The 20,717-nt window shown below is 37.8% G+C and carries 21 protein-coding genes; 16 read left to right on the top strand and 5 right to left on the bottom strand.

The window, feature by feature from the left end; genetic code table 11:
* Positions 1-79: 79 nt before the first annotated feature.
* The 15 genes from LV716_RS04015 (at position 80) to tsaB (ending at position 14,017) form a co-directional block, all read left to right on the top strand.
* Positions 80-1,054 carry a cytochrome c oxidase subunit 3 gene (locus tag LV716_RS04015; protein ID WP_163416498.1) on the top strand — a complete coding sequence of 325 codons (975 nt, stop codon included), beginning with the start codon at positions 80-82 and terminating at the stop codon, positions 1,052-1,054.
* Between the two features lie 49 nt (positions 1,055-1,103).
* On the top strand, positions 1,104-1,487 hold the full coding sequence (locus LV716_RS04010) for a cytochrome C oxidase subunit IV family protein (RefSeq protein ID WP_163416497.1): 384 nt from the start codon (positions 1,104-1,106) through the stop codon (positions 1,485-1,487).
* Between the two features lie 68 nt (positions 1,488-1,555).
* Positions 1,556-2,188, top strand: coding sequence for a hypothetical protein (locus LV716_RS04005; RefSeq protein WP_163416496.1), 633 nt, complete (start codon positions 1,556-1,558; stop codon positions 2,186-2,188).
* Positions 2,169-2,915, top strand: coding sequence for an SCO family protein (locus tag LV716_RS04000; RefSeq protein WP_163416495.1), 747 nt, complete (start codon positions 2,169-2,171; stop codon positions 2,913-2,915). Before LV716_RS04005 ends, LV716_RS04000 begins: the two co-directional genes overlap by 20 nt.
* Positions 2,912-3,448: a DUF420 domain-containing protein gene (locus LV716_RS03995; protein WP_163416494.1), complete on the top strand. Its 537-nt coding sequence runs from the start codon at positions 2,912-2,914 to the stop codon at positions 3,446-3,448. The genes LV716_RS04000 and LV716_RS03995 overlap by 4 nt, the downstream gene beginning before the upstream one ends.
* On the top strand, positions 3,438-3,719 hold the full coding sequence (locus tag LV716_RS03990; protein WP_370637478.1) for a hypothetical protein: 282 nt from the start codon (positions 3,438-3,440) through the stop codon (positions 3,717-3,719). Before LV716_RS03995 ends, LV716_RS03990 begins: the two co-directional genes overlap by 11 nt.
* Positions 3,720-3,828: 109 nt before the next feature.
* On the top strand, positions 3,829-5,073 hold the full coding sequence (locus LV716_RS03985) for an ABC transporter permease (RefSeq protein WP_163416493.1): 1,245 nt from the start codon (positions 3,829-3,831) through the stop codon (positions 5,071-5,073).
* 23 nt (positions 5,074-5,096) lie between these two features.
* Positions 5,097-6,356: an ABC transporter permease gene (locus LV716_RS03980; protein ID WP_163416492.1), complete on the top strand. Its 1,260-nt coding sequence runs from the start codon at positions 5,097-5,099 to the stop codon at positions 6,354-6,356.
* Between the two features lie 37 nt (positions 6,357-6,393).
* On the top strand, positions 6,394-7,506 hold the full coding sequence (locus tag LV716_RS03975; protein WP_163416491.1) for an efflux RND transporter periplasmic adaptor subunit: 1,113 nt from the start codon (positions 6,394-6,396) through the stop codon (positions 7,504-7,506).
* Between the two features lie 99 nt (positions 7,507-7,605).
* Positions 7,606-8,307 (top strand): ABC transporter ATP-binding protein, encoded by a 702-nt coding sequence (locus LV716_RS03970; protein WP_163416490.1) that lies wholly within the window; start codon positions 7,606-7,608, stop codon positions 8,305-8,307.
* On the top strand, positions 8,300-9,529 hold the full coding sequence (locus LV716_RS03965; RefSeq protein WP_163416489.1) for an ABC transporter permease: 1,230 nt from the start codon (positions 8,300-8,302) through the stop codon (positions 9,527-9,529). Before LV716_RS03970 ends, LV716_RS03965 begins: the two co-directional genes overlap by 8 nt.
* A 2-nt stretch (positions 9,530-9,531) precedes the next feature.
* Positions 9,532-10,788: an ABC transporter permease gene (locus LV716_RS03960; protein WP_163416488.1), complete on the top strand. Its 1,257-nt coding sequence runs from the start codon at positions 9,532-9,534 to the stop codon at positions 10,786-10,788.
* A gap of 41 nt (positions 10,789-10,829) precedes the next feature.
* The gene (locus LV716_RS03955) at positions 10,830-11,945 is read left to right on the top strand and encodes an efflux RND transporter periplasmic adaptor subunit (RefSeq protein ID WP_163416487.1); all 1,116 of its coding nucleotides are present in this window, start codon (positions 10,830-10,832) and stop codon (positions 11,943-11,945) included.
* A 37-nt stretch (positions 11,946-11,982) separates the two neighbouring features.
* Positions 11,983-13,323, top strand: a complete 1,341-nt coding sequence (locus LV716_RS03950) for a TolC family protein (RefSeq protein WP_163416486.1) — start codon at positions 11,983-11,985, stop codon at positions 13,321-13,323.
* 16 nt (positions 13,324-13,339) lie between these two features.
* Positions 13,340-14,017, top strand: a complete 678-nt coding sequence (gene tsaB, locus LV716_RS03945) for a tRNA (adenosine(37)-N6)-threonylcarbamoyltransferase complex dimerization subunit type 1 TsaB (RefSeq protein WP_163416485.1) — start codon at positions 13,340-13,342, stop codon at positions 14,015-14,017.
* On the opposite strand, the gene LV716_RS03940 is transcribed toward tsaB, so the two are convergent.
* The 4 genes from LV716_RS03940 to LV716_RS03925 all read right to left on the bottom strand — a co-directional run bounded on the left by LV716_RS03940 (position 14,014) and on the right by LV716_RS03925 (position 18,251).
* Positions 14,014-14,835: a mechanosensitive ion channel family protein gene (locus tag LV716_RS03940; RefSeq protein ID WP_163416484.1), complete on the bottom strand. Its 822-nt coding sequence runs from the start codon at positions 14,833-14,835 to the stop codon at positions 14,014-14,016. The two genes, tsaB and LV716_RS03940, sit on opposite strands and share 4 nt — an antisense overlap.
* A 72-nt stretch (positions 14,836-14,907) precedes the next feature.
* Positions 14,908-17,016 (bottom strand): thioredoxin domain-containing protein, encoded by a 2,109-nt coding sequence (locus LV716_RS03935; RefSeq protein ID WP_163416483.1) that lies wholly within the window; start codon positions 17,014-17,016, stop codon positions 14,908-14,910.
* Between the two features lie 68 nt (positions 17,017-17,084).
* A complete protein-coding gene (locus LV716_RS03930; protein ID WP_163416482.1) occupies positions 17,085-17,285 on the bottom strand; it encodes a dodecin family protein in 201 nt (66 codons plus the stop codon).
* Between the two features lie 69 nt (positions 17,286-17,354).
* Positions 17,355-18,251 (bottom strand): NifU family protein, encoded by an 897-nt coding sequence (locus LV716_RS03925; protein ID WP_163416481.1) that lies wholly within the window; start codon positions 18,249-18,251, stop codon positions 17,355-17,357.
* A 125-nt stretch (positions 18,252-18,376) separates the two neighbouring features.
* Here LV716_RS03925 and LV716_RS03920 point away from each other — a divergent pair, with 125 nt between their 5' ends.
* Positions 18,377-19,372, top strand: coding sequence for a type IX secretion system membrane protein PorP/SprF (locus LV716_RS03920; RefSeq protein ID WP_163416480.1), 996 nt, complete (start codon positions 18,377-18,379; stop codon positions 19,370-19,372).
* A 143-nt stretch (positions 19,373-19,515) separates the two neighbouring features.
* Here the strand turns inward: LV716_RS03920 and LV716_RS03915 are convergent, their stop codons facing one another.
* Complete coding sequence (locus LV716_RS03915; protein WP_163416479.1) at positions 19,516-20,703, bottom strand: VWA domain-containing protein; 1,188 nt, start codon at positions 20,701-20,703, stop codon at positions 19,516-19,518.
* Between the last annotated feature and the right edge of the window lie 14 nt (positions 20,704-20,717).

Below are 20,717 nucleotides of genomic sequence, written 5' to 3'. Positions count from 1 at the left end.
AAAGTTTTCATTGAACTTTATCTTTTCGAATACGTCAAAAGATGTAAATTTGTGAATGTTTTATTAAAACGACTTTTTTATGGATACAACGGTAACTACCGGTACTGAAGATAATGTTTGGGGAGGCGGAAATCGTCCACTTGGAGCAAGCTATGGAAAATTAATGATGTGGTTTTTCATCGTTTCGGATGCCTTGACCTTCTCTGGTTTTTTGGTGGCTTATGGCTTCTCTAGATTTAAGTTTATAGAGACTTGGCCCATTGCAGATGAGGTATTTACCCACGTGCCCTTTTTTCATGGAAACTATCCCATGTATTATGTAGCCTTTATGACCTTCATTCTGATCATGTCTTCTGTGACCATGGTGCTTGCTGTGGATGCAGGGCATAAAATGATGCAGAAAAAAGTTATTTTGTACATGTTCCTTACCGTTATTGGAGGTGCGATTTTCGTAGGTTCGCAAGCTTGGGAATGGGCTACCTTTATAAAAGGTGATTATGGGGCTGTAGAGACCAAGGGTGGAAGAATTCTACAATTTGTAAATGCAGAGACGGGAAAACGAGCAGCCTTGAGCGATTTTTCCAAAACCATTTCAAGCGAGCGAGTGAATCATGAACGCAAGAACGGAGTTTGGTACTACGAAGGGAAATCTTTACCTAGTTATTCCTTAAATGAAGTGTTGGAAGGATTCAAGGCCAGCCCTAGTATCTTGATTCGAACAGAAACAATAAATGAAGAAGGGGAAAAAACAGTACTGAATCGCCAAGAGTCACTTGCAAAGCTTAAAGATGCAAGTTTGGTGGTCGAAGGAGCCAATCTTGTTAGAAATGAATACGGAAGCCGATTGTTTGCAGATTTTTTCTTCTTTATTACAGGATTCCACGGATTTCACGTGTTCTCTGGTGTGGTCATCAACATAATTATCTTTTTCAATGTTATCTTGGGAACATATGAGCGAAGAGGACATTATGAGATGGTAGAAAAAGTTGGACTCTACTGGCACTTTGTAGATTTGGTATGGGTATTTGTATTTACATTCTTCTATTTGGTATAAATTGATTTTTCATTTCTGAGCATTCAGGAATTCAAAAAAATATAATAAAATGGCGCACGAGCATAAACTGGAAATTTTTAGAGGACTCTTAAAGTTTAAGTCCAATACGCAAAAAATATGGGGAGTACTTGTCTTTCTATCTATCGTAACCGCAATAGAGGTTGCCTTGGGTATTCTAAAACCAGAACTTTTGACCAAAAACTATTTTTTGGGAATGAAACTCCTCAATTGGATTTTCATTATACTGACTCTTGTCAAAGCATATTACATTGCTTGGGACTTTATGCACTTGCGCGATGAAAAAAGTTCTTTACGAAGAGCAATAGTATGGACTCCAATATTTTTGGTCTCTTACTTGATTTTTATCCTGCTATTTGAAGCCGATTATATCTACAACGTATTTAAAGAAGGCTTTTTGGCTTGGGACTTCTAAGAAAGTATTAACATAGAAAAAAGACGGTTTGCTAACCGTCTTTTTTATTTTTGTATAAGTAGGTTGAAATGAAAAAGACTTTTGTTTTAGTTGTATTGTTCATATTTCCATTAGTGGCGTATCTTTTCTTTGCCTCTGGGGTAAATAACTTTGGAAAACTACCTATACTCACAGAGAATATTAGCGATTTAAAAGGTTTGAACAATGATGTGAGTTTGGATGGAAAAATTACCATATTGGGATTCTTGGGCAATGATATAGATGGTGTAAAAGGGAACGCTTTTAACCTCAATCAGAAAATTTATAAAAGATTCAGTGAATTTTTTGATTTTCAAATGGTTATGATTGTGCCGCAAGGAAATGAGGATAATGTAAAATCCTTGAAAGAAGAATTGGGGGAATTGTCCGATGTGGACAAGTGGAATTTCGTTTTTGGAACCGATTCAGAAATAAAAACCATATTCCAAAATTTGAATGTCAATGTAAATCTGGATGAAAGTTTAGGTACGCCATATGTTTTTATAATTGATAAAGACCGAAACTTACGCGGAAGGAAAGACGATGAAGACGAAGGCGTCAAATATGGTTTCAATACTACCTCTGTTGCAGAACTAAATAACAAAATGGAAGATGACGTTAAGATTATTCTTGCTGAATATCGTCTTGCTTTAAAGAAAAATAATGCCGACAGGAGCAAATAACAATAAGAAATATACCTACGTTTGGGTGTCGACCATTATCTTGGTATTTGGAATTTTTGCCGTTTATGAAATAACAAAAAGACTCAAAGAAGGTACAATTATCGAAAATGATAGAATGAGCATTGGTTCTTTGCAAACTGATCTTGCATTTATATTGACCAATGGACAAAAAAGACGTGTTCCAGAATTTTCCTTTCACAATCAGGATAGTCTGCTTATCTCAAATAAAGACTTTCTTGGAAAAGTATATGTGGTCGAATTTTTCTTTACCACCTGTCCTACCATTTGTCCTATAATGACCAAAAATTTGGTTGAGCTTCAAGATACCTTTAAAGCTTACGATAATTTTGGAGTGGCTTCATTTACCATTAACCCAAGATATGATACTCCAGCAATCTTAAAAAAATATACCAAGCGCTACGGTATCACCGATAAGAATTGGCATTTAATGACAGGGAATCAAGAAGAAATATACAAACTGGCGCAAGAAGGCTTTTATATTGTGGCGAATGAGGATGAAAGTGCTCCAGGAGGCTTTGAACACTCAGGTATGTTTGCTTTGGTCGATAAAGAAGGATATATACGCTCCAGAACAGATGAGAATGGAAACCCTTTGATTTACTATAGGGGAACCATAACAGAAAAAGAAGGGGTTAATGACGAAGGTGAAGCACAACAGATTACAATATTAAAGGAGGACATAAAAAAATTATTGTTAGCGGAATGATTAGTGAAGTTTCAATAAGGGAAAAGCGTTTCAATAAATGGATTACCATCATATCGATTGTAATACCAGTGGTAGTTGCATTATTGTTTGGTTATAAAATTCCAAATGCAGAACCGTTATCCTTTTTGCCTCCTATCTATGCTTCTATTAACGGCTTAACGGCAATACTGCTGATCGCCGCTGTTTTCGCTATTAAAAATGGGAAAAAGGATTTGCATCAAAAGTTGATGACTACTTGTATTGGTCTTTCATTGCTATTTCTTGTAATGTACGTTGCCTACCACATGACATCCGAGAGTACAAAATTTGGTGGTGAAGGTGCCATTAAATATATGTATTACTTTATTCTTATCTCTCATATTGTGCTTTCCATAGCAGTAATTCCCTTGGTTCTGCGTACCTATGCAAAAGCATATTTGAATGATTTTACTTCGCATAGAAAATGGGCAAAATATACATTTCCCATTTGGTTATACGTAGCAATAACTGGAGTTGTCGTCTACTTAATGATTTCACCGTATTATGTTCACTAAAAAAATAAACTTAATTCCTTCTTCTGTTTCCCGTAGCGGTTCTCTCAATATATCGTTGGGAAGAAAGAGTTTGTTTTTTCTACTTTTGATATTTTTTATTTTTCCAGAAGTTTCAGATGCACAATGCGCTATGTGCAGAGCGGTCGTAGAAAGCGAAACAGATGGTAAAACCGCTGAGGGAATTAATAACGGTATAGTTTATCTTATGGCAATTCCTTATATTTTGGTGGCAGGACTGTTCTTTTTCATTTACAAAAAGATGAAAGGTTAGGCGATTCGTATTTTTTTAGTATTTTTTGTGTGTAAAGTGTAACAAATTCTTTTGGGGCACGTCATATAATAGTACGTACGCGTATTCATCAATCATCAAACTAAACCATATGTTCGATATAGAAAGGTGGCAAGAGATATTTGACACCATCCGTAAGAACAAACTCCGCACATTCCTCACGGGGCTATCCGTTGCCTCTGGAATATTTATTCTCGTAATTTTATTGGGCTTTGGGCAGGGTATGCAAAATGGCATTGAAAAAGAGTTCAAGCAGGATGCCACAACAAGTATATGGGCATGGCCGGAAACCACATCAAAAGCGTATAAAGGACTCAACCCAGGAAGAGTTGTTCGATTTAAGAACAGGGATTATGAAATGGCGGGTCGTTTGTTCAAAGAAGAAATTGAGTATGAATCTCCCCGGGTTTTTGTTCGAGGTGTAGATATAGTCTACGGGAATGAAGCCTTGGTGTATGGTATACAGGGAGTGTCTTCCGAGTTTCAGTTTATAGAGGGTTTTGGTACTTCAGAAGGCCGTTTTATAAACTACAAAGATGAGATTTCATTGGGCAAAGTAGCAGTCATTGGAAAAAAAATCAAAGAAGATGTATTCAATAAAGTGGATACTCCAATTGGTGAATCAATAGATATTTCTGGAATTAGATTCACGATTATAGGTGTTTTCAATGAACAGAACGAGCGGGAAGAAGAACGAATCTATATTCCGTTAACAACGGCCCAACGTGTTTTTAATGGAGATGATACCCTAAACACATTGTCTTATACGCTACCGCCCGCAGAAAATTTTGAAGAAGCCGTGGCCAGTGCCATAAGCTTTAAAGATAACTTAAGAAATTACCTTAAAGAGGAGCATATGGTAGCACCTGAAGATGAATCGGGTGTAAGGGTCTGGAGTGCTATGGAAGAAGCCAAGCGTTATTACGGGATTACGGGCAATATGAAACTTTTCTTCTGGTTTGTGGGTGTTTGTACCATTATCGCCGGCGTAGTGGGAGTAAGCAACATTATGCTCATAGTTGTAAAAGAACGTACTCGTGAAATTGGTATAAGAAAGGCTCTTGGGGCCAAACCTTGGTCCATTGTTGGTATGATTTTACACGAATCCATTTTTGTAACTGCCATTTCTGGATTTGCCGGCCTCATTTTTAGTATGGCCTTGTTAGAGGTTGTAGGGCCGCATGTTGAAATAGATTATATCGTTAATCCGTCGGTGAATTTTAATGTGGCATTTTCCACGGTAATGGTATTGATTTTTGCGGGGACAGTTGCAGGATTTGTTCCGGCTTGGAGAGCTGCTAAGGTTCAGGTTATAGAATCATTAAAAGATGAGTAAAATGTTCACTCAAAGTAAAGGTAATGTTCAATAGAGATAGATGGAGGGAAATTTTGGAAGTCCTTACCAGCAATGTTGGTAGGACCATACTAACTGCTTTTGGTGTTTGTTGGGGGATTTTTATTCTCATCGTATTGTTAGCGGCGGGAAAAGGTTTTGAAAATGGGATACGACAAGACTTTGGAGATATTGCTACAAATACGATGTTTATGTGGACCAGAAGTACCACAAAAGCATATGAAGGATTGCCCAAAGGGAGAAGTTTTGAGTTTAAGGTAGACGATGTTCAGGCCATTAAGGACAATGTGCCCAATCTTAGATTTATCTCCCCAAGAAACCAATTAGGGGGCTTTAGGGGCGATGGAAACGTGATTCGAGGGATACGGGTCGGAGCTTACAATGTTTATGGTGATTACCCGGAGATCATTAATCAAGATCCTATGACCGTTACTTCAGGTCGTTTTTTAAACCATAATGATATTCAAGAAAAAAGAAAAGTAGCGATTATTGGCCAAGGCGTTAAATCGGAGCTTTACGAAAAAGGAGAAGCGGTATTGGGAACATATATAAAGATTCAAGGCGTTAATTTCATGGTTATAGGAACTTACAAAAAGAACAGTAATGATGGGGATGGGGAAGAAGCACAAAAGGAAATCTTTGTGCCGTTTACTTCGTTTTCCCAAGCCTTTAATAGAGGGGAAGATGTTGGTTGGATGGCTATAACAGCGCATGATGGAAGCTCCATTTCCCAGCTTAAGGAGAATATTGTCAATGTGATGCGCGAAAGACATAAAGTACATCCAGAAGACAAAAGAGCCATTGGATATTTTGACTTGTATGAACAATTTAACCGAGTAGAGAGTTTGTTCTTTGGATTAAAGGCCATCGCATATCTCGTTGGTATCATGGTATTGCTTTCCGGTATCATTGGAGTAAGCAATATTATGCTGATTGTCGTAAAAGAGCGGACCAAGGAAATAGGAATACGCAGGGCGTTGGGGGAAGAACCTATATCCATTAAGAAGCAAATATTAATGGAATCAATTTTTTTGACCATTATTTCTGGAATGATAGGCATCATTTTTGGCGCTCTGGTCATCTATGGAATCAATTCTTTATTGGATAGTGTTGGTCCCGTAGACATGTTTGTTAACCCAAGTGTAAGTGTTGGTGTCGTAAGTGGTGCCCTTACCATATTAATGGTTTCGGGATTACTTGCTGGATTTATACCTGCACAAAGTGCCATCCGTGTTCGACCCATTGAAGCATTGCGGACGGAATAAAATTGAAAATCAATCAAACTAAATCATAAAACGAAAAATGAAAAAGTCAGTTACCATTATCATCTTATTACTTATAGTGATTGTATTTGGCGGTTCAATGTATTACCTCTATCAAAAAAATGCCGAAAACCCCATAGTGTATGAAACGGAAAAACTTTCCAAACAAAATATCGTAAAAAAAGCTGTTGCAACTGGGAGTATTCTTCCTTTGGAAGAGGTGCTCATCAAACCTAATATTTCTGGAGTAATAGAAGAAATATATGTGGAGGGCGGAGATTATGTGAAATCAGGAGACCTATTGGCAAAAATAAAAGTAGTCCCTAACTTAAATGCCCTTATCGATGCAAGAAACGCCATTGATGAGGTTAGAATCAATTTAGATGACCAAAAAAGAAATTATGACCGACAACTATCGCTTTTTGAAAAAGGGGTTATTCCCAAAGCAGATTTGGAGCGCGCCGAGGTCACATTTGATCAAGCAAAACAATCATATCGTGCCGCTAATAAAAGGTATGACATTGTGAAAACAGGTACAACAAGTGGTTTTAGAAACGCAGCTAATACCTTGATACGATCTACAGTAAGTGGTATGGTGCTCGATGTGCCGGTTGAAAAAGGAAACCAGATTATAGAGAGTAACAATTTCAATGAAGGAACAACGATAGCAGCTATTGCCGATGTGGAAAAGATGATTTTTGAAGGTAAGGTGGACGAATCTGAAGTTGGAAAAATAAAGGAAGACCTGCCTTTGGAAATTACGGTAGGCGCTATTGAAGATAAAGTTTTTGATGCAGTACTGGATTATATAGCACCAAAAGGAGTAGAGGAGAACGGTGCCATTCAGTTTGAGATAAAGGGAACATTGAAAAAAAAAGATACAGTTTTTATTCGTGCAGGTTTAAGTGCCAATGCCTCTATAATTTTAGCTAGGGCAGATAGTGTTTTGGCACTAAAGGAAGCACTGGTTCAATTTGATGATGAAACTAAAAAACCATATGTCGAAATTGAAACGTCGGAACAACAATTTGAACGAAAGGACATTGAACTTGGAATAAGCGATGGCATTTTTGTTGAGGTGAAATCTGGTCTAAATCAAGAAGATAAAATTAAAGTTTGGAATGCCATAGAGGAAGAGGAAGGCTCCAATTAATATTTAACAAAAAAAATCAATTAATCTTGTAACAATTTAACAACTTGTAAGTCCTATTGAAGGAGCTACAAGTTCCAAAACAGCTAATAGTACCAACTCATGATAGAAATCAAAGATCTTCACAAATCCTATAAAATGGGAAGCAATTCGCTTCACGTTTTAAAAGGAATAAATTTTACCGCTCAATCAGGAGAGCTTGTTGCCATAATGGGATCTTCAGGTTCTGGAAAATCCACACTGCTAAATATTTTGGGAATGTTGGATGGTGCCGATAGTGGAGAGTATATTTTAGATGACGTACCAATTAAAGATTTGACCGAAACAAAGGCAGCACAGTATCGAAATAAATTTTTAGGTTTCATCTTTCAATCGTTCAACCTTATCAATTACAAGTCGGCTCTTGAGAATGTAGCATTGCCTTTATATTATCAAAAGGTAGGAAGAAAAGAACGTCAGGTAAAAGCATTGAACTATTTGGAAAGAGTAGGATTAAAAGAATGGGCCACGCATTTGCCAAGTGAATTGTCCGGTGGTCAAAAACAACGTGTTGCCATAGCAAGGGCAATGGCGGCTGAACCTAAAGTACTCTTGGCAGATGAGCCAACTGGAGCATTGGACAGTAAAACCTCATATGAGGTAATGGACTTAATCCAGAAAATCAATGACGATGGCAATACCATTTTGGTTGTGACCCACGAAGAGGATATCGCCCATATGTGCAAGCGTATCGTGCACTTGAAAGATGGGGTTATTGTAGAGGATAAAAAGATAGAGCAAGTAAGAGCAGAACAGTATGTTTGATCGTGACATTTGGCAAGAAATATTCCACACCCTAAGGAATAACAAGCTTAGGACTTTTTTGACCGGGTTTTCCGTAGGTTGGGCAATTTTTATTCTGGTGATGTTGCTGGCTTCCGTCAATGGGATGCAGAACGGCTTTACCAACCAGTTCAATGATGATGCTACAAATTCAATTTTTATAAGGCCTGGTACCACGGCTAAAGCTTATGCCGGTTTTGAAGCAGGAAGAAGAATCCAGTTTAAAAACGATGACCTAGACTATATTAAGAGTAGTTTTCCTGAAGATGTTGAATATATAAGTGCAAGATATTTTACTAATACCACTGCCAGGTATAAAAGTGAAACAGGGTCTTATTCGGTACAGGGAGTGCATCCCGATCATCAAGCTATTGAAAAAACCATTGTTGTCAATGGAAGATATATCAACAACGCAGATATTATAAATAAGGCAAAAGTTGCTGTTATTGGGAGAAAAGTAAGTGAAGATTTGTTTCAACAAGAAGACCCCATAGGAAAGTTTGTTGAATTTAACGATTTGCCCTTTAGAATTGTGGGAGTCTTTACCGACGATGGAGATGACAATGCGGAACGCAGGATATATGCTCCTGTTACAACCTATCAAAGAATTTATGGTAATACAAATACGATCAATCAAATTCTATTGACATATAACCCTTCTTACGATTTAACCAAGGCGCTTGAATTTTCTGGCAGGTTAGAGGATTTAATGAAAAGAAGACATAAAGTATCTCCATTGGATCAGGCTGGTATAAATGTTTGGAATTATGCCGAAGCCTTTGATGATATCAGTAGTTTTTCTGCGGTATTGAACGCCATCAGTATAGGTGTTGGTTTCTTGATTTTAGTTGCTGGTATAGTGGGTATAGGTAACATCATGGTATTTACCATTAAAGAACGTACCAAGGAAATAGGCGTTAGAAAAGCATTGGGAGCTATGCCAAAACAAATCATCAATTTGGTTCTTTTGGAGTCAACTTTTATAACGGCATTGTCGGGTTTTATAGGTCTGATATTCGCTTGGATTATTCTGTCACTTTTAGGTCCGGCGATAGACACTCCTGCTTTTAGTAATCCTTCCGTTAGTTTGTCAACTGTGGTCACGGCCACGATTATTTTGATTGTTGCAGGTGTACTGGCTGGCCTTATCCCAGCAATAAAAGCGGCAAATGTAAAACCGATTGTAGCATTAAGCGATAAATAGTTATGTGGTTGTTCGATAAAGATTTGTGGATAGAGATTTTTCATACCCTTGGGAAGAACATGTTCCGTACGTTCCTTACCATGCTGGGTGTCATTTTCGCTATGATTATCCTGATATTGCTTTTAGGCTCCGCAAATGGAATGAGCAATGGGTTTAATAAACTTTTTGCAGGTACTGCTTCCAATAGTCTTTTTATATGGGGGCAATCAACATCCGAACCTTACAAAGGCTTTGAGCGGGGCAGAAGAATACGGTACAAGATTGAGGATGCTGATATTTTAAGAAAGCAAATCCCAGAAATAGAGGTTTTGGCACCAAGGATAGAATTGGGAAGCCATAGGGATGTTGTCACTGTGTATAGGGACGGGAGAAAGAGTGGATCCTCTGTTTATGGAGATTACCCAGAAATCGATAACATCACCAAAAAGAAGTTGGTCGAAGGAAGATTTTTGAACAATACAGATATTGAAAACTCCAAAAAAATATGTGTCATAGGGGAAGAAACCTATAAACTATTGTTCGATAAAGGCGAGAAGGCCATCGGTCAGGATATTCGTATCAATGGAGTTTTCTTTACCATTGTTGGGATTTACAAACCGAACAACAACATAAATATTGATGGTGAGAATGCCGTATTTATTCCTTTTACGACTTTTCAAAAAGCATTTAATACGGGCGACCGTATGGGATGGATGGCCATAGCCGTAGAGCCAAATACCAAAGTTCCTGTTGTGGAAAATCAAATCAAGACCATACTTAAGACAAAGTATGACATCCACCCAGATGATGAAAGGGCCATTGGTAGTTTCGATATGTCCGAAATATTCAACAATATCACAGGTTTTACAGATGTGCTCAAAGGTTTTTCCTTCTTTGTTGGCATTTTTACCTTGCTAGCTGGGGTCATAGCCATTAGTAACATTCTGTTGATTACAGTTAAGGAACGTACCAAAGAAATAGGTGTTCGGAGAGCTTTGGGTGCCACTCCAAAAACTGTAAAAAGACAGATTGTGGTGGAAGCTATCGTTCTAACGGCTTTTGCTGGACTTATAGGATTTGCGATATCAGTGGGTATTCTAGGACTGCTTAATTCCATGTTCGGAAGTGGTGACGATTTTCCGTTCGTGAATCCTATGGTAAGTATTCCACAATTTCTTATTTCCTTTCTGTTGATGGTGGGATTAAGCGTGTTGATAGGATTGATTCCGGCAAATAAAGCGGTCAAGGTAAGACCAATAGAAGCATTAAGAGAAGAATGACCAAAACTAAATAACTCAGATAATAATCAAATAATTTATAAATGAACAAGTATCTAAAATATGGATTAATAGGTGTTTTATGCATAGGAATCCTATACGCCATTGTCTATTTTCTAAAACAAAACAGTACTCCTGCCCAATTGTATAAGACAGAGTCTTTGGAAAAAAAGGATATTGTAAATAAAGTAATTGTAACAGGAAAAGTGATTCCCGAAGATGAAATCAACATAAAGCCACAGATTTCTGGAATTATAGACAAGATTCATTTAGAAGAAGGGGCCAAGGTCAACGCAGGCGATTTAATTGCCGTCATTAAAGTTGTTCCCAATGAGCAATCTCTCTATCAGGCGCAAGGTCGTGTCCGTAATGCGGAATTGGCGTTGAACAATGCCAAAATAGAATATGATAGGAACAAAACATTGTATGATAAAGGTGTAGTGTCCAATCAAGATTACACCAACCAGAAGTTAACCTATGAACAGGCTGAACAAGAATTGAAAAATGCAAGGGGTGATTATCAAATCATCCGTAGAGGTTCAATTGGAGGTTCAACCGCTGCCAATACCAATATCCGTGCTACGGTATCCGGTACTATTTTGGAGATTCCGGTAAAAGAAGGAGATCAGGTCATCCAAAGTAACAATTTTAATGACGGAACCACAATTGCCACGATAGCTGATATGACCAAAATGATTTTTGAAGGCGAAGTGGACGAAGCTGAGGTGGGCAAACTTCATTTGGGAATGCCTTTGGAAATTAATCTAGGCGCCCTTGAAAAAGATAAATTCAACGCAAAACTAAAGTTCATAGCTCCAAAAGGTGTTGAGACTGAAGGTGCTGTACAATTTAAAATTGAAGGTGATTTAGTGGTAACCGATAGTACAAATGTTAGGGCAGGATACAGTGCCAATGCATCAATCGTTTTAGAAGAGAAGAAGGATGTACTAACACTCAAAGAAGCATTATTGCAGTTTGATAAAGATACAGAGCAACCTTATGTTGAAGTTGAAACGGCAGAGAATGAATTTGAACGCAAAGATCTTGAACTTGGGGTAAGTGATGGAATCGATGTGGAAATTGTTTCTGGACTCGAAGAAGATGCTAAGATAAAAGTATGGAACAAGCTAGAGCGAAAAGAAGATGCCGAGGATGAATAGACCAACAAATTGTATCAATCAAAAAATCGAAAACCGAATGAAACTTAAAATCACTTTAGTACTTTCTTTATGTGCAATGTTCATCACCAGTGCACAGATGAAAAAGTGGACCTTAGAGGAATGTGTCGTCTATGCTGTAGAGAACAACCTTACCATTGAGCAGTCAGAATTAGATTTAGAAACGGTCAGAATCGAGAAAAAAGATGCTTTGGGTGGTTTACTACCAGACTTGAACGGTGATGCTAGACTCAGTGAAAATCTAGGTCTGTCTTTTAATCCAACTTCTCAACAACCAGTGGACAGACAGTTGGATTATGTAGGAAACGTGAACTCTACTTGGACACTTTTTGATGGGCTTAGAAATTTTAGAAACCTGAACAGGGCTAAGATGAATGCCATTGCTAGCCAGTATCGGTTAGATGATTTAAAAGATGATATCAGACTTAATGTGGCTAATGCCTATCTTCAAGTTTTGTCAAATAAAGAGCAGCTCAAGGTTTCTGAGGCGCAATATACAGTGACAGAACAAGATTTGTTGCGAACCAAGGAATTGGTAGAATCGGGAGTAGTGCCTCGAGGCGATTTATTGGAAATTGAAGCGACTGCCGCAACGCAAGAACAACAGATTATCAATGGAGAAGGTTTGGTGCTCATTTCAAGAGTAAATCTAGCTCAGTTATTACAAATTACCGATTATGAGAATTTTGACATAGCGGACCAGTCCTTTGAAATTCCACCATCAGATATTTTGAAAAATTCCCCAAAAGTAATTTTTGATAAAGCGCTTACTTTCAGGAATGATATTAAGCTCGCTGAAGCCAACGTAGATTTGGCAGAAGAAGATATTAAGATTGCAAAAGGTGCCTATTACCCAACTTTGACGGCTTTTATCAATTATAATACAAGGTATTCTGATCAAAACTTAGTTTCTGTGAACGATTTGTCGATTATTCCTTTTACGGATCAACTATGGCGGTTTGACGGAACGAGATATGGGTTTCAGTTAAACGTTCCTTTTTTTAACGGATGGAATGCTCGAAATGGTGTAAAAAGAGCTAAAATAGAATTTGAAAGGGCCAAATTGCAATTGGAGCAAAACAAGTTAGAACTTGAAACTAACATTCAACAAGCCCATGTAGACGTAACCACTTTTGGTAAGGCACATGAAGCTGCAATGAAAACATTGGAAGCTAGAAAATTGGCCTATGATTATGCCAAAGAACGTTTTAATGTTGGATTAATGAATGCATTTGATTTTAGTCAATCACAGGCAAGGGTCGATAATGCCGAAGCAGATGTAATCCGTACCAAGTACGATTATATTTTCAGGTTAAAGATATTGGAGTTCTATTTTGGCATTCCAATTTCGTTAAACTAGTATCTTTGTGGCCGCTATGGCCAAAATACTTAATCTAGAAACCGCAACTACAAATTGTTCTGTAAGTGTATCCGAAGGTGATGCTATCGTTACCTTGAAGGAGAATAATGCGATAAATTATTCGCATGCTGAACAATTGCATGTATTTATAAAAGAAGCCTTGGAAAAGGCTTCTTTATCTTTTTCAGAGTTGGATGCAGTTGCAGTTAGTAAAGGTCCAGGTTCTTACACAGGTCTTCGCATAGGCGTCTCGGCAGCAAAAGGGCTGTGTTTTTCTTTGGATTTACCATTGATTTCAGTACCTACTTTAGAAAGTATGGCAAGGCAGGTAAATGTGCAAGAGAGAGAATTGATTATCCCTGTTTTGGATGCGAGGCGTATGGAAGTGTATTCGGCTATATACAATAAGGATTATACTGAAATTAGAGAAACCAAAGCAGAGATTATTGATGAAAAGGCCTTCGCTGAATATATCACTTCAAATAAGGTGCATATCATAGGTAGTGGTGCGGAAAAATGTCAAGAACTGTTAAAACATTCCAATTTTATTTTTGATACTTCGGTAGTGCCCTCGGCAAAAGAGATGGCGGTAATTTCCCATCAAAAATACCAAGATGGACTTTTTGAGGACGTTGCCTATTTTGAACCGTATTATTTAAAAGATTTTATCCTCCAAGGAAAAAAGACCAATTAATCAACATCGTGTACTACTCTTTGTGGGAACGGTATTTCAATACCGGCTTCATCAAACCGTAGTTTGGACGCTTCGTGCACATAGAATTTAGCAGGCCAGAATACTTCGTTTTTTGCCCAATAGCGTAAAGAGAGATTCACGGAACTATCTCCCAAAGAGCCAACATAGACCTCAGGTGCTGGATCCTTTAGAATATCCTCGTTCTCGGCACATATTTGTAAAAGAATATCTTTTGCTTCTTTAATATTGGAGCTGTACCCTATACCAATAGTGTAATTGTCCCTTCTTTTGTCTTCTGCATTATAGTTAACAATGTTTCCATTGGACAGCTGACCGTTAGGAATTATGGCAACTTGATTTCCAAAAGTATTTAGTTTGGTATTGAAAATACTTATTTCTTTTACAGACCCATCCACTCCTTGAGCCGAGATAAAATCCCCAACTTTAAATGGCTTGAAAAGTAAAATTAAGACACCGCCCGCAAAATTTGCCAGAGAACCTTGTAATGCGAGACCAATTGCAAGTCCAGCTGCACCCAGCATGGCCACTAATGACGAAGTTTTGACCCCTAATTGGGTGACGACCAATACAAAGAGTATGATTTTTAATGTTATTGATATAAAGCTTTGCAAAAAAGTCTCAAGTGTTTCATCATAGTCTTTCTTCTCGAAAAATTTCCGTATCATCCTGTTCAGAAACTTCACTACCCAAAGCCCTATAATCAATAAAATAATGGCAAGTACCAAGTTGGGCAAGAGGTTCCATATCCAATCTATAGCTTTGTCGATATGTTGCTGGTAATTTTTTAAATCTTCCATTGGATTGGTTTTGTTATGCACAAAATAAAGTCAAGTTGTCTTTTTTTACAAAACTATAATTGCCCGATACAATTATTTTTTCAACTGTTTCAATACCTCTTCTGCAGAATTAACAGGAAGTTTGCAGGCACCTTCAATACAAACATAAACCAACGTCTCTCCTTCATTAAATCTGTTTTTCAATAAGTCTATATCCCCATCTTTTTGTGACCCTGTTAAAATGCTATTGGGTAAATAATTGCTGCTTATTTTTTTGCCTAGTTCCTTGTAATATTCTCCCACGATGGCTATCTCATAAAAATTCTGATTCTCGTAAAGAACCACATGCAGCCAATTGGCAAAACCTTGTGCGCTTTTATCAAAATTTTCCTGGACGTTTTTTAACATTTGCTTTGCTATCTCACCATAGCCTTCATTAGGAAAAAGTTTATGGAACTTCAGTAAATTCTTTGCCATAATGGAGTTTGATGCAGAGATAACGTTGTCATTGGTCTCAATACTTCTTCGGATGAGGGATTCATCTATATCCGAGGTGAAAAAGAACATTCCAGATTCCTTGTCTACAAAATGTAGTTGGGTATACTCTAAAAGTTTTTTGGAATGATTTAGCCATTTCTCATCAAAAGTAACTTCATATAGTGCTAGATACGCTTCAATAATGGTGGCATAATCTTCTAGAAAAGCATTGATACTACTTTCCCCTTCTTTATGATTTCGGAAAAGGGAATGGTCGTTTTTAAGCATCTCTTTTTCAATGAACAGTGCATTTTTTATAGCAAGATCAAGATATTCCTTCTCTCCCAAGTAGCGATAAGCATCTATCAATCCTTTGAGCATAAGACCGTTCCATGAAGTAAGAATCTTATCGTCCAACCTTGGCTTGGACCGTTCTTCCCTTTTTTCTTTTAGGATAGACAACGCTGCATCCATTTTCTGTTTTAAATCTGAAACGGCAATACCATGTTTCTTGGCAATTTCTTCTTCGGATTTATCACGTATCAGGACATAATTTTCTTTTTCCCAAAAACCATAAGAATTGATATTGTAATAATCTTTGAAGATTTCAAAATCGGTGCCGAGAAGTTCTACGAGCTCTTCTTCTTTCCATACGTAATATGCACCTTCTTCCAGCTCTCCATTTTTATCAAGGCTATCGGCATCCAGAGAAGAATAAAAACCTCCGTTTTCGTCCATCAATTCTTCTTTTATGAAGTTTATGGTTTCTTCTATAACTCTTTTATATAAATCGTTTTTTGTGACGGCATAGGCTTTAGCATATAAACTTGTAAGTTGGCCATTGTCGTACAGCATTTTCTCAAAATGTGGAACATGCCATTTGGTATCAACTGCATATCTCGAAAAACCACCGCCAACATGGTCATAGATTCCTCCGTATGCCATACGGGTCAATGTAGTATCTACATAATCCATGATTTCGGGTTTGGAATTGGCCGTAGCGTAGTGCAAGAGGAAATCCCAATTGTTGGGCATCATAAATTTGGGAGCACGTTTATAACCACCTAAATAAGTATCAAAATATTGAGACCAATTGGTTACGGCTGCATTCAATTGGTCAAGAGAATACATATCAGAACTGCTCTTATTTTCAACCAGATTTATGGCATTGATACCATTGGCAAGGTCACTTGCGTATTGTACTACTTTGGATTTGTCATTCTTATATAAATCAGTAAGTTGTTGTAAAGATTTCATCCAGTTTTCTTTAGGGACATAAGTCGCTCCCCAAAATGGTCTTCCATCGGGAAGGGCAACGATGTTTAAAGGCCAGCCTCCATTGCCCGACATCATCTGAATGGCATCCATATAGATTTGGTCCACGTCTGGTCGTTCTTCCCTATCAATTTTAATATTGATGAAATTTTCGTTCATCATTTGTGCTACTTCCTCATCTTCAAAACATTCTTCTTCCATAACATGGCACCAGTGACATGCTGCATACCCTATGCTTATAAGTATGGGTTTGTCCTCATCTTTAGCACGTGCCAGTACCTCAGGATGCCATGCTTCCCAGTTTACAGGATTGTGGGCATGTTGTAAAAGGTAGGGACTGGTTTCATTGATCAGTGCATTAGTATGTTTATGGGTCACTTTCTTTGATTTTTGAGTACAGCCGTAGGTTAAGGCAAGCAAAACGGATAAAACTGTAATTTTTTTTAACATTGAACTGATTTAAGCATAAAAAAAGCGCCCGAACAGGCGCAATTTTTATTTTAATTCCCCATTATTGGTCATTTGACCTCAAAGGTGATTTTTACGTTTACTCGGTATTCATTTATTTTTCCATCATTCACGGAAGCACTCTGTTCATTGATATAAACGGAGCGAATGTTCTTTACGGACTTGGATGCGTGTTCTATTGCATTTTTTGCCGCTTGTTCCCAGCTCTTGTCCGAGTTTGCCAATACTTCAATAACTTTTAAAACTGCCATGGTTACTGTTTTTTAATTATCTCAAGTTAACAAAAATTGACCAGAATAGAAACCGTTGTGCCCAGAAAACTAACCGTTTAGTGCCACCACTTCGTTCACTTTGTCGCCCATCATGTTCTTCAGCATTGTTTCGATACCGTTCTTTAAGGTAAATGTTGAAGATGGACAGCCGCTGCACGCTCCCTGTAAAATCACATTCACGGTCTTACTGTTTTCCTCATAGGATTGAAACAGAATGTTTCCCCCATCACTGGCTACAGCAGGTTTTACGTATTCTTCAAGGATGTCAATAATCTGTTGTGAAGTGTCGTCATATTTTGTTGGGGAAAGACTTTCTTCAGCCACTTTTTTGGACTCTTGAATAGCTTCTTTGGATACGACTTCTTTATCATCCATTAAAAAGTTTCTAATGAATTCCCTTAGTTCCATGGTAATTTCGTTCCAATCTGCTACTTCGTATTTTGAAACCGATACGTAGTTTTCATCAAAAAACACTTCTTTTACAAACGGGAAATGAAAAAGTTCTTTCGCTAATAGGGAATCTTTGGCATCATCAATATTCTTGAACTCGTACGCAGTTGGAACAATCTTTTTGTTGGATACGAATTTCATGACCGCAGGATTCGGCGTTACCTCTGCATAAACTGTGACTGCTTCCTTTTTTTTGGTCTCTTCTTCGGTTAAAATAGGCTCTCCCGCATTTAAATAATCAACCAACTGCTGTGCAACCTCATCCTTGACATCATCCCACTCAACAATATCAAAACGTTCAAGCGCAATAAAATTACTGGAGATATAAACCGTCTTTACAAAGGGTAGATAGAACAACTGTTGAGCCAATGGGGAGCTTTTGGCATCATCTATATTTTTGAACTCATGATTGTTCTTTGCCAAAAAATGATTCGATTCAAATTTTAGTATTTTGGGGTTGTTGGTAGCAACAACGGTGATGTTATAATCGTTCATAGCTGAAGTTTATACAAAAATACAAAGTAAATAGGAGAGGTGGAATATATAATAATGTATCGCTTCGACCGTTATTAACATGTTGATTACCTAAATAAACCCCAACTTTTAGCCCTAATCATTTCATGAGAAGCTATCTAACCCCACTGATTATCATCCTATTTTTTGGGCTAACGACCAAGGCACAAGAAGGGATTCCGGTTTACTTTGACTATTTAGCGGACAATTACTATCTGGTCTATCCATCAATGGCGGGGATAAGCGAAGGAGGAAAAGTTCGTTTGACTGCAAGAAAACAATGGTTTAACGTTGATGAGGCACCAAGTTTACAGACATTGAATGCCAATTTTAGGGTAGGGGAGCGCAGCGGTATTGGTGGTATCTTGTTCAACGATTCCAACGGGTATCACTCCCAGACAGGTTTTAAGGCGACCTATGCACATCATTTGCAACTTGCAGGTGATTTTAGGACACTTAACCAACTCTCTTTTGGTCTTAGTACAGGAATAATATTGAGCAGTTTGGATGAAACCGAATTTGTGTCGGTAATACCAGACCCAGCAGTTAGTGGTGTCAAAAACACCGTAAGCTATTTTAATGTTGATTTAGGGGTTTCTTACAATATTTTTGAGTTCTATGCGCATGCAGCTATATTGAATATTCTTGGTAGTGGCCGTGATTTATACACATTGGCAGAATTTGATAACTTAAGAAGATATCTATTTTCCGTGGGATATGTCTTTGGAAATAAAACTAGGATAGAACCCTCAGTTTTGTTGCAAATGACGGATTTTACCAAAGAAACTACCGTAGATATTAATGCAAAAGTATACAGGGATGTTAGTTTTGGAACGGTCTGGGCAGGCTTGTCCTACCGCAGAAGTTTTGATGGTGCACAATTTCAAACGGACGGTGGTTTTGGAGAACAGCGTTTACAATTGTTCACGCCAATAGTTGGTGTTAACCTTAATAAATTTATGTTTTCTTACAATTATTCCTATCAATCTGGGGACATTCGTTTTGATAATGGCGGGTTTCATCAAATAACGCTGGGATACGACTTTGGACAAAGTGACCAAGGCAAACGTTATGATTGTTATTGCCCTGCTGCGAACAATTAAAATGGACCATCATTTCTAATGGCCCATTTCGACAACCCAACACCATACTTAAAAGCAACGTATTTTTTACTGGAGCTATATTCGTAGAATTACCTATCCTTTGGAGAGGCCAAAACTGTCCACGTGACAGCTCTGGGAGAGCCTTAATCCCACTTATAGTTCTTCTTTGCAGCTTGTGTTTTAATTGCAGACAAGAGTGCATTTTCCAATTCTCCTGTTTCTTCCTTCTGATTTTCGGCAATATATGTTTCACGTTTTCTGTTCAAATCCTGAATCTGCTTCTGGATTTTTACACGTTCAGCTTTTTTTCCTTCCAAATATGCAGTCATTTCCTTTTTGGATTTTCCTTTTAATTCTTTTGGTAAATCCTTATCATTTAACTCATCTATTTCAAATTTGTCATCCTCAATGGCATCCACTAAATCCCAAGAGGAATTTTCGTAGAATCTGGAGCTTTTGCTTACAGCACGTTTTACCACCACTGCTTCTTCCATTTCTGCTGCATTTAAATCTTGCATGGATTGCTGTGCTTTTTTTGTACTGCCCAAAGCACCGTACGAAATATAGGTTGTGTTCAATTTTGAGTTCAATTTTATGATAACATCGTCATAAGGTGTATCTATGTGCACCACTTGCTTATTATGGTCAATGGCCATGTACTCACCACCAGTAAGCGTAGCACCGTTTTTCCATTTTGTAGAGATGCCTTGTTCATAGTTACCACAGAAAATAGTGTTGACGATAACATCTTTTTCCTTTGCTTGTGATGTAGCATCCTTGTAGTTCAACTTACCTTGCGTAAAGGGCTCGTTACCTGCAATAAAAATCATTTTCAGGTCATCTGCATTTTTCCCCCAGTTCAACTGTTTCAAGGAAGTATGGATTACTTGCCCACAGAATTCCTCACCACCATTGGTCGTTAGTGAAAACAATTTTTCGGAGATTTCGTCCAAATCACTGCTAAAACCAATAACCTGTCTAATATACCCTTCGCTGGAGGCTAGGTTGTCGTTCCCATATTCGTACAGTGCTATCTCTAACGAAGGTCTTGTCTCGTTTCCGCATTTGGCATAAGTGAATTCATTTACAATATCCCAAAGTTGTGCTTTGGCCTGGTTGATAAGACCGTCCATACTATTGCTAGTATCCAACAACAAAGCAACTTTTACAAATTGTTTTGAAGGTTTTTCAGAGACCGTTGTAGTAAGTAATGCGGTTTCTCCCTTATTGCTATTGTCTATATTCTCTTTTGATTTTAGATTACAACTGTACGCAGTTCCTACTGCAATTGTAAATAATATTATTCCCATTAGGTGTTTAAAATGTTTCATGATTCAGCGTTTTA

The organism is Flagellimonas sp. HMM57, from assembly GCF_021390175.1.
In the GTDB taxonomy this organism is placed as follows: Bacteria; Bacteroidota; Bacteroidia; order Flavobacteriales; family Flavobacteriaceae; genus Flagellimonas.
Note: the sequence above shows the minus strand (reverse complement) of the source record. Positions and strands in the feature narration are given on the sequence as shown.

Excerpts from the sequence above, each read along its gene's own strand:
- LV716_RS04015 (WP_163416498.1), top strand. The coding sequence starts at position 80 with ATGGATACAACGGTAACTACCGGTACTGAAGATAATGTTTGGGGAGGC.
- LV716_RS04010 (WP_163416497.1), top strand. The coding sequence starts at position 1,104 with ATGGCGCACGAGCATAAACTGGAAATTTTTAGAGGACTCTTAAAGTTT.
- LV716_RS04005 (WP_163416496.1), top strand. The coding sequence starts at position 1,556 with ATGAAAAAGACTTTTGTTTTAGTTGTATTGTTCATATTTCCATTAGTG.
- LV716_RS04000 (WP_163416495.1), top strand. The coding sequence starts at position 2,169 with ATGCCGACAGGAGCAAATAACAATAAGAAATATACCTACGTTTGGGTG.
- LV716_RS03995 (WP_163416494.1), top strand. The coding sequence starts at position 2,912 with ATGATTAGTGAAGTTTCAATAAGGGAAAAGCGTTTCAATAAATGGATT.
- LV716_RS03990 (WP_370637478.1), top strand. The coding sequence starts at position 3,438 with ATGTTCACTAAAAAAATAAACTTAATTCCTTCTTCTGTTTCCCGTAGC.
- LV716_RS03985 (WP_163416493.1), top strand. The coding sequence starts at position 3,829 with ATGTTCGATATAGAAAGGTGGCAAGAGATATTTGACACCATCCGTAAG.
- LV716_RS03980 (WP_163416492.1), top strand. The coding sequence starts at position 5,097 with ATGTTCAATAGAGATAGATGGAGGGAAATTTTGGAAGTCCTTACCAGC.
- LV716_RS03975 (WP_163416491.1), top strand. The coding sequence starts at position 6,394 with ATGAAAAAGTCAGTTACCATTATCATCTTATTACTTATAGTGATTGTA.
- LV716_RS03970 (WP_163416490.1), top strand. The coding sequence starts at position 7,606 with ATGATAGAAATCAAAGATCTTCACAAATCCTATAAAATGGGAAGCAAT.
- LV716_RS03965 (WP_163416489.1), top strand. The coding sequence starts at position 8,300 with ATGTTTGATCGTGACATTTGGCAAGAAATATTCCACACCCTAAGGAAT.
- LV716_RS03960 (WP_163416488.1), top strand. The coding sequence starts at position 9,532 with ATGTGGTTGTTCGATAAAGATTTGTGGATAGAGATTTTTCATACCCTT.
- LV716_RS03955 (WP_163416487.1), top strand. The coding sequence starts at position 10,830 with ATGAACAAGTATCTAAAATATGGATTAATAGGTGTTTTATGCATAGGA.
- LV716_RS03950 (WP_163416486.1), top strand. The coding sequence starts at position 11,983 with ATGAAACTTAAAATCACTTTAGTACTTTCTTTATGTGCAATGTTCATC.
- tsaB (WP_163416485.1), top strand. The coding sequence starts at position 13,340 with ATGGCCAAAATACTTAATCTAGAAACCGCAACTACAAATTGTTCTGTA.
- LV716_RS03940 (WP_163416484.1), bottom strand. The coding sequence starts at position 14,835 with ATGGAAGATTTAAAAAATTACCAGCAACATATCGACAAAGCTATAGAT.
- LV716_RS03935 (WP_163416483.1), bottom strand. The coding sequence starts at position 17,016 with ATGTTAAAAAAAATTACAGTTTTATCCGTTTTGCTTGCCTTAACCTAC.
- LV716_RS03930 (WP_163416482.1), bottom strand. The coding sequence starts at position 17,285 with ATGGCAGTTTTAAAAGTTATTGAAGTATTGGCAAACTCGGACAAGAGC.
- LV716_RS03925 (WP_163416481.1), bottom strand. The coding sequence starts at position 18,251 with ATGAACGATTATAACATCACCGTTGTTGCTACCAACAACCCCAAAATA.
- LV716_RS03920 (WP_163416480.1), top strand. The coding sequence starts at position 18,377 with ATGAGAAGCTATCTAACCCCACTGATTATCATCCTATTTTTTGGGCTA.
- LV716_RS03915 (WP_163416479.1), bottom strand. The coding sequence starts at position 20,703 with ATGAAACATTTTAAACACCTAATGGGAATAATATTATTTACAATTGCA.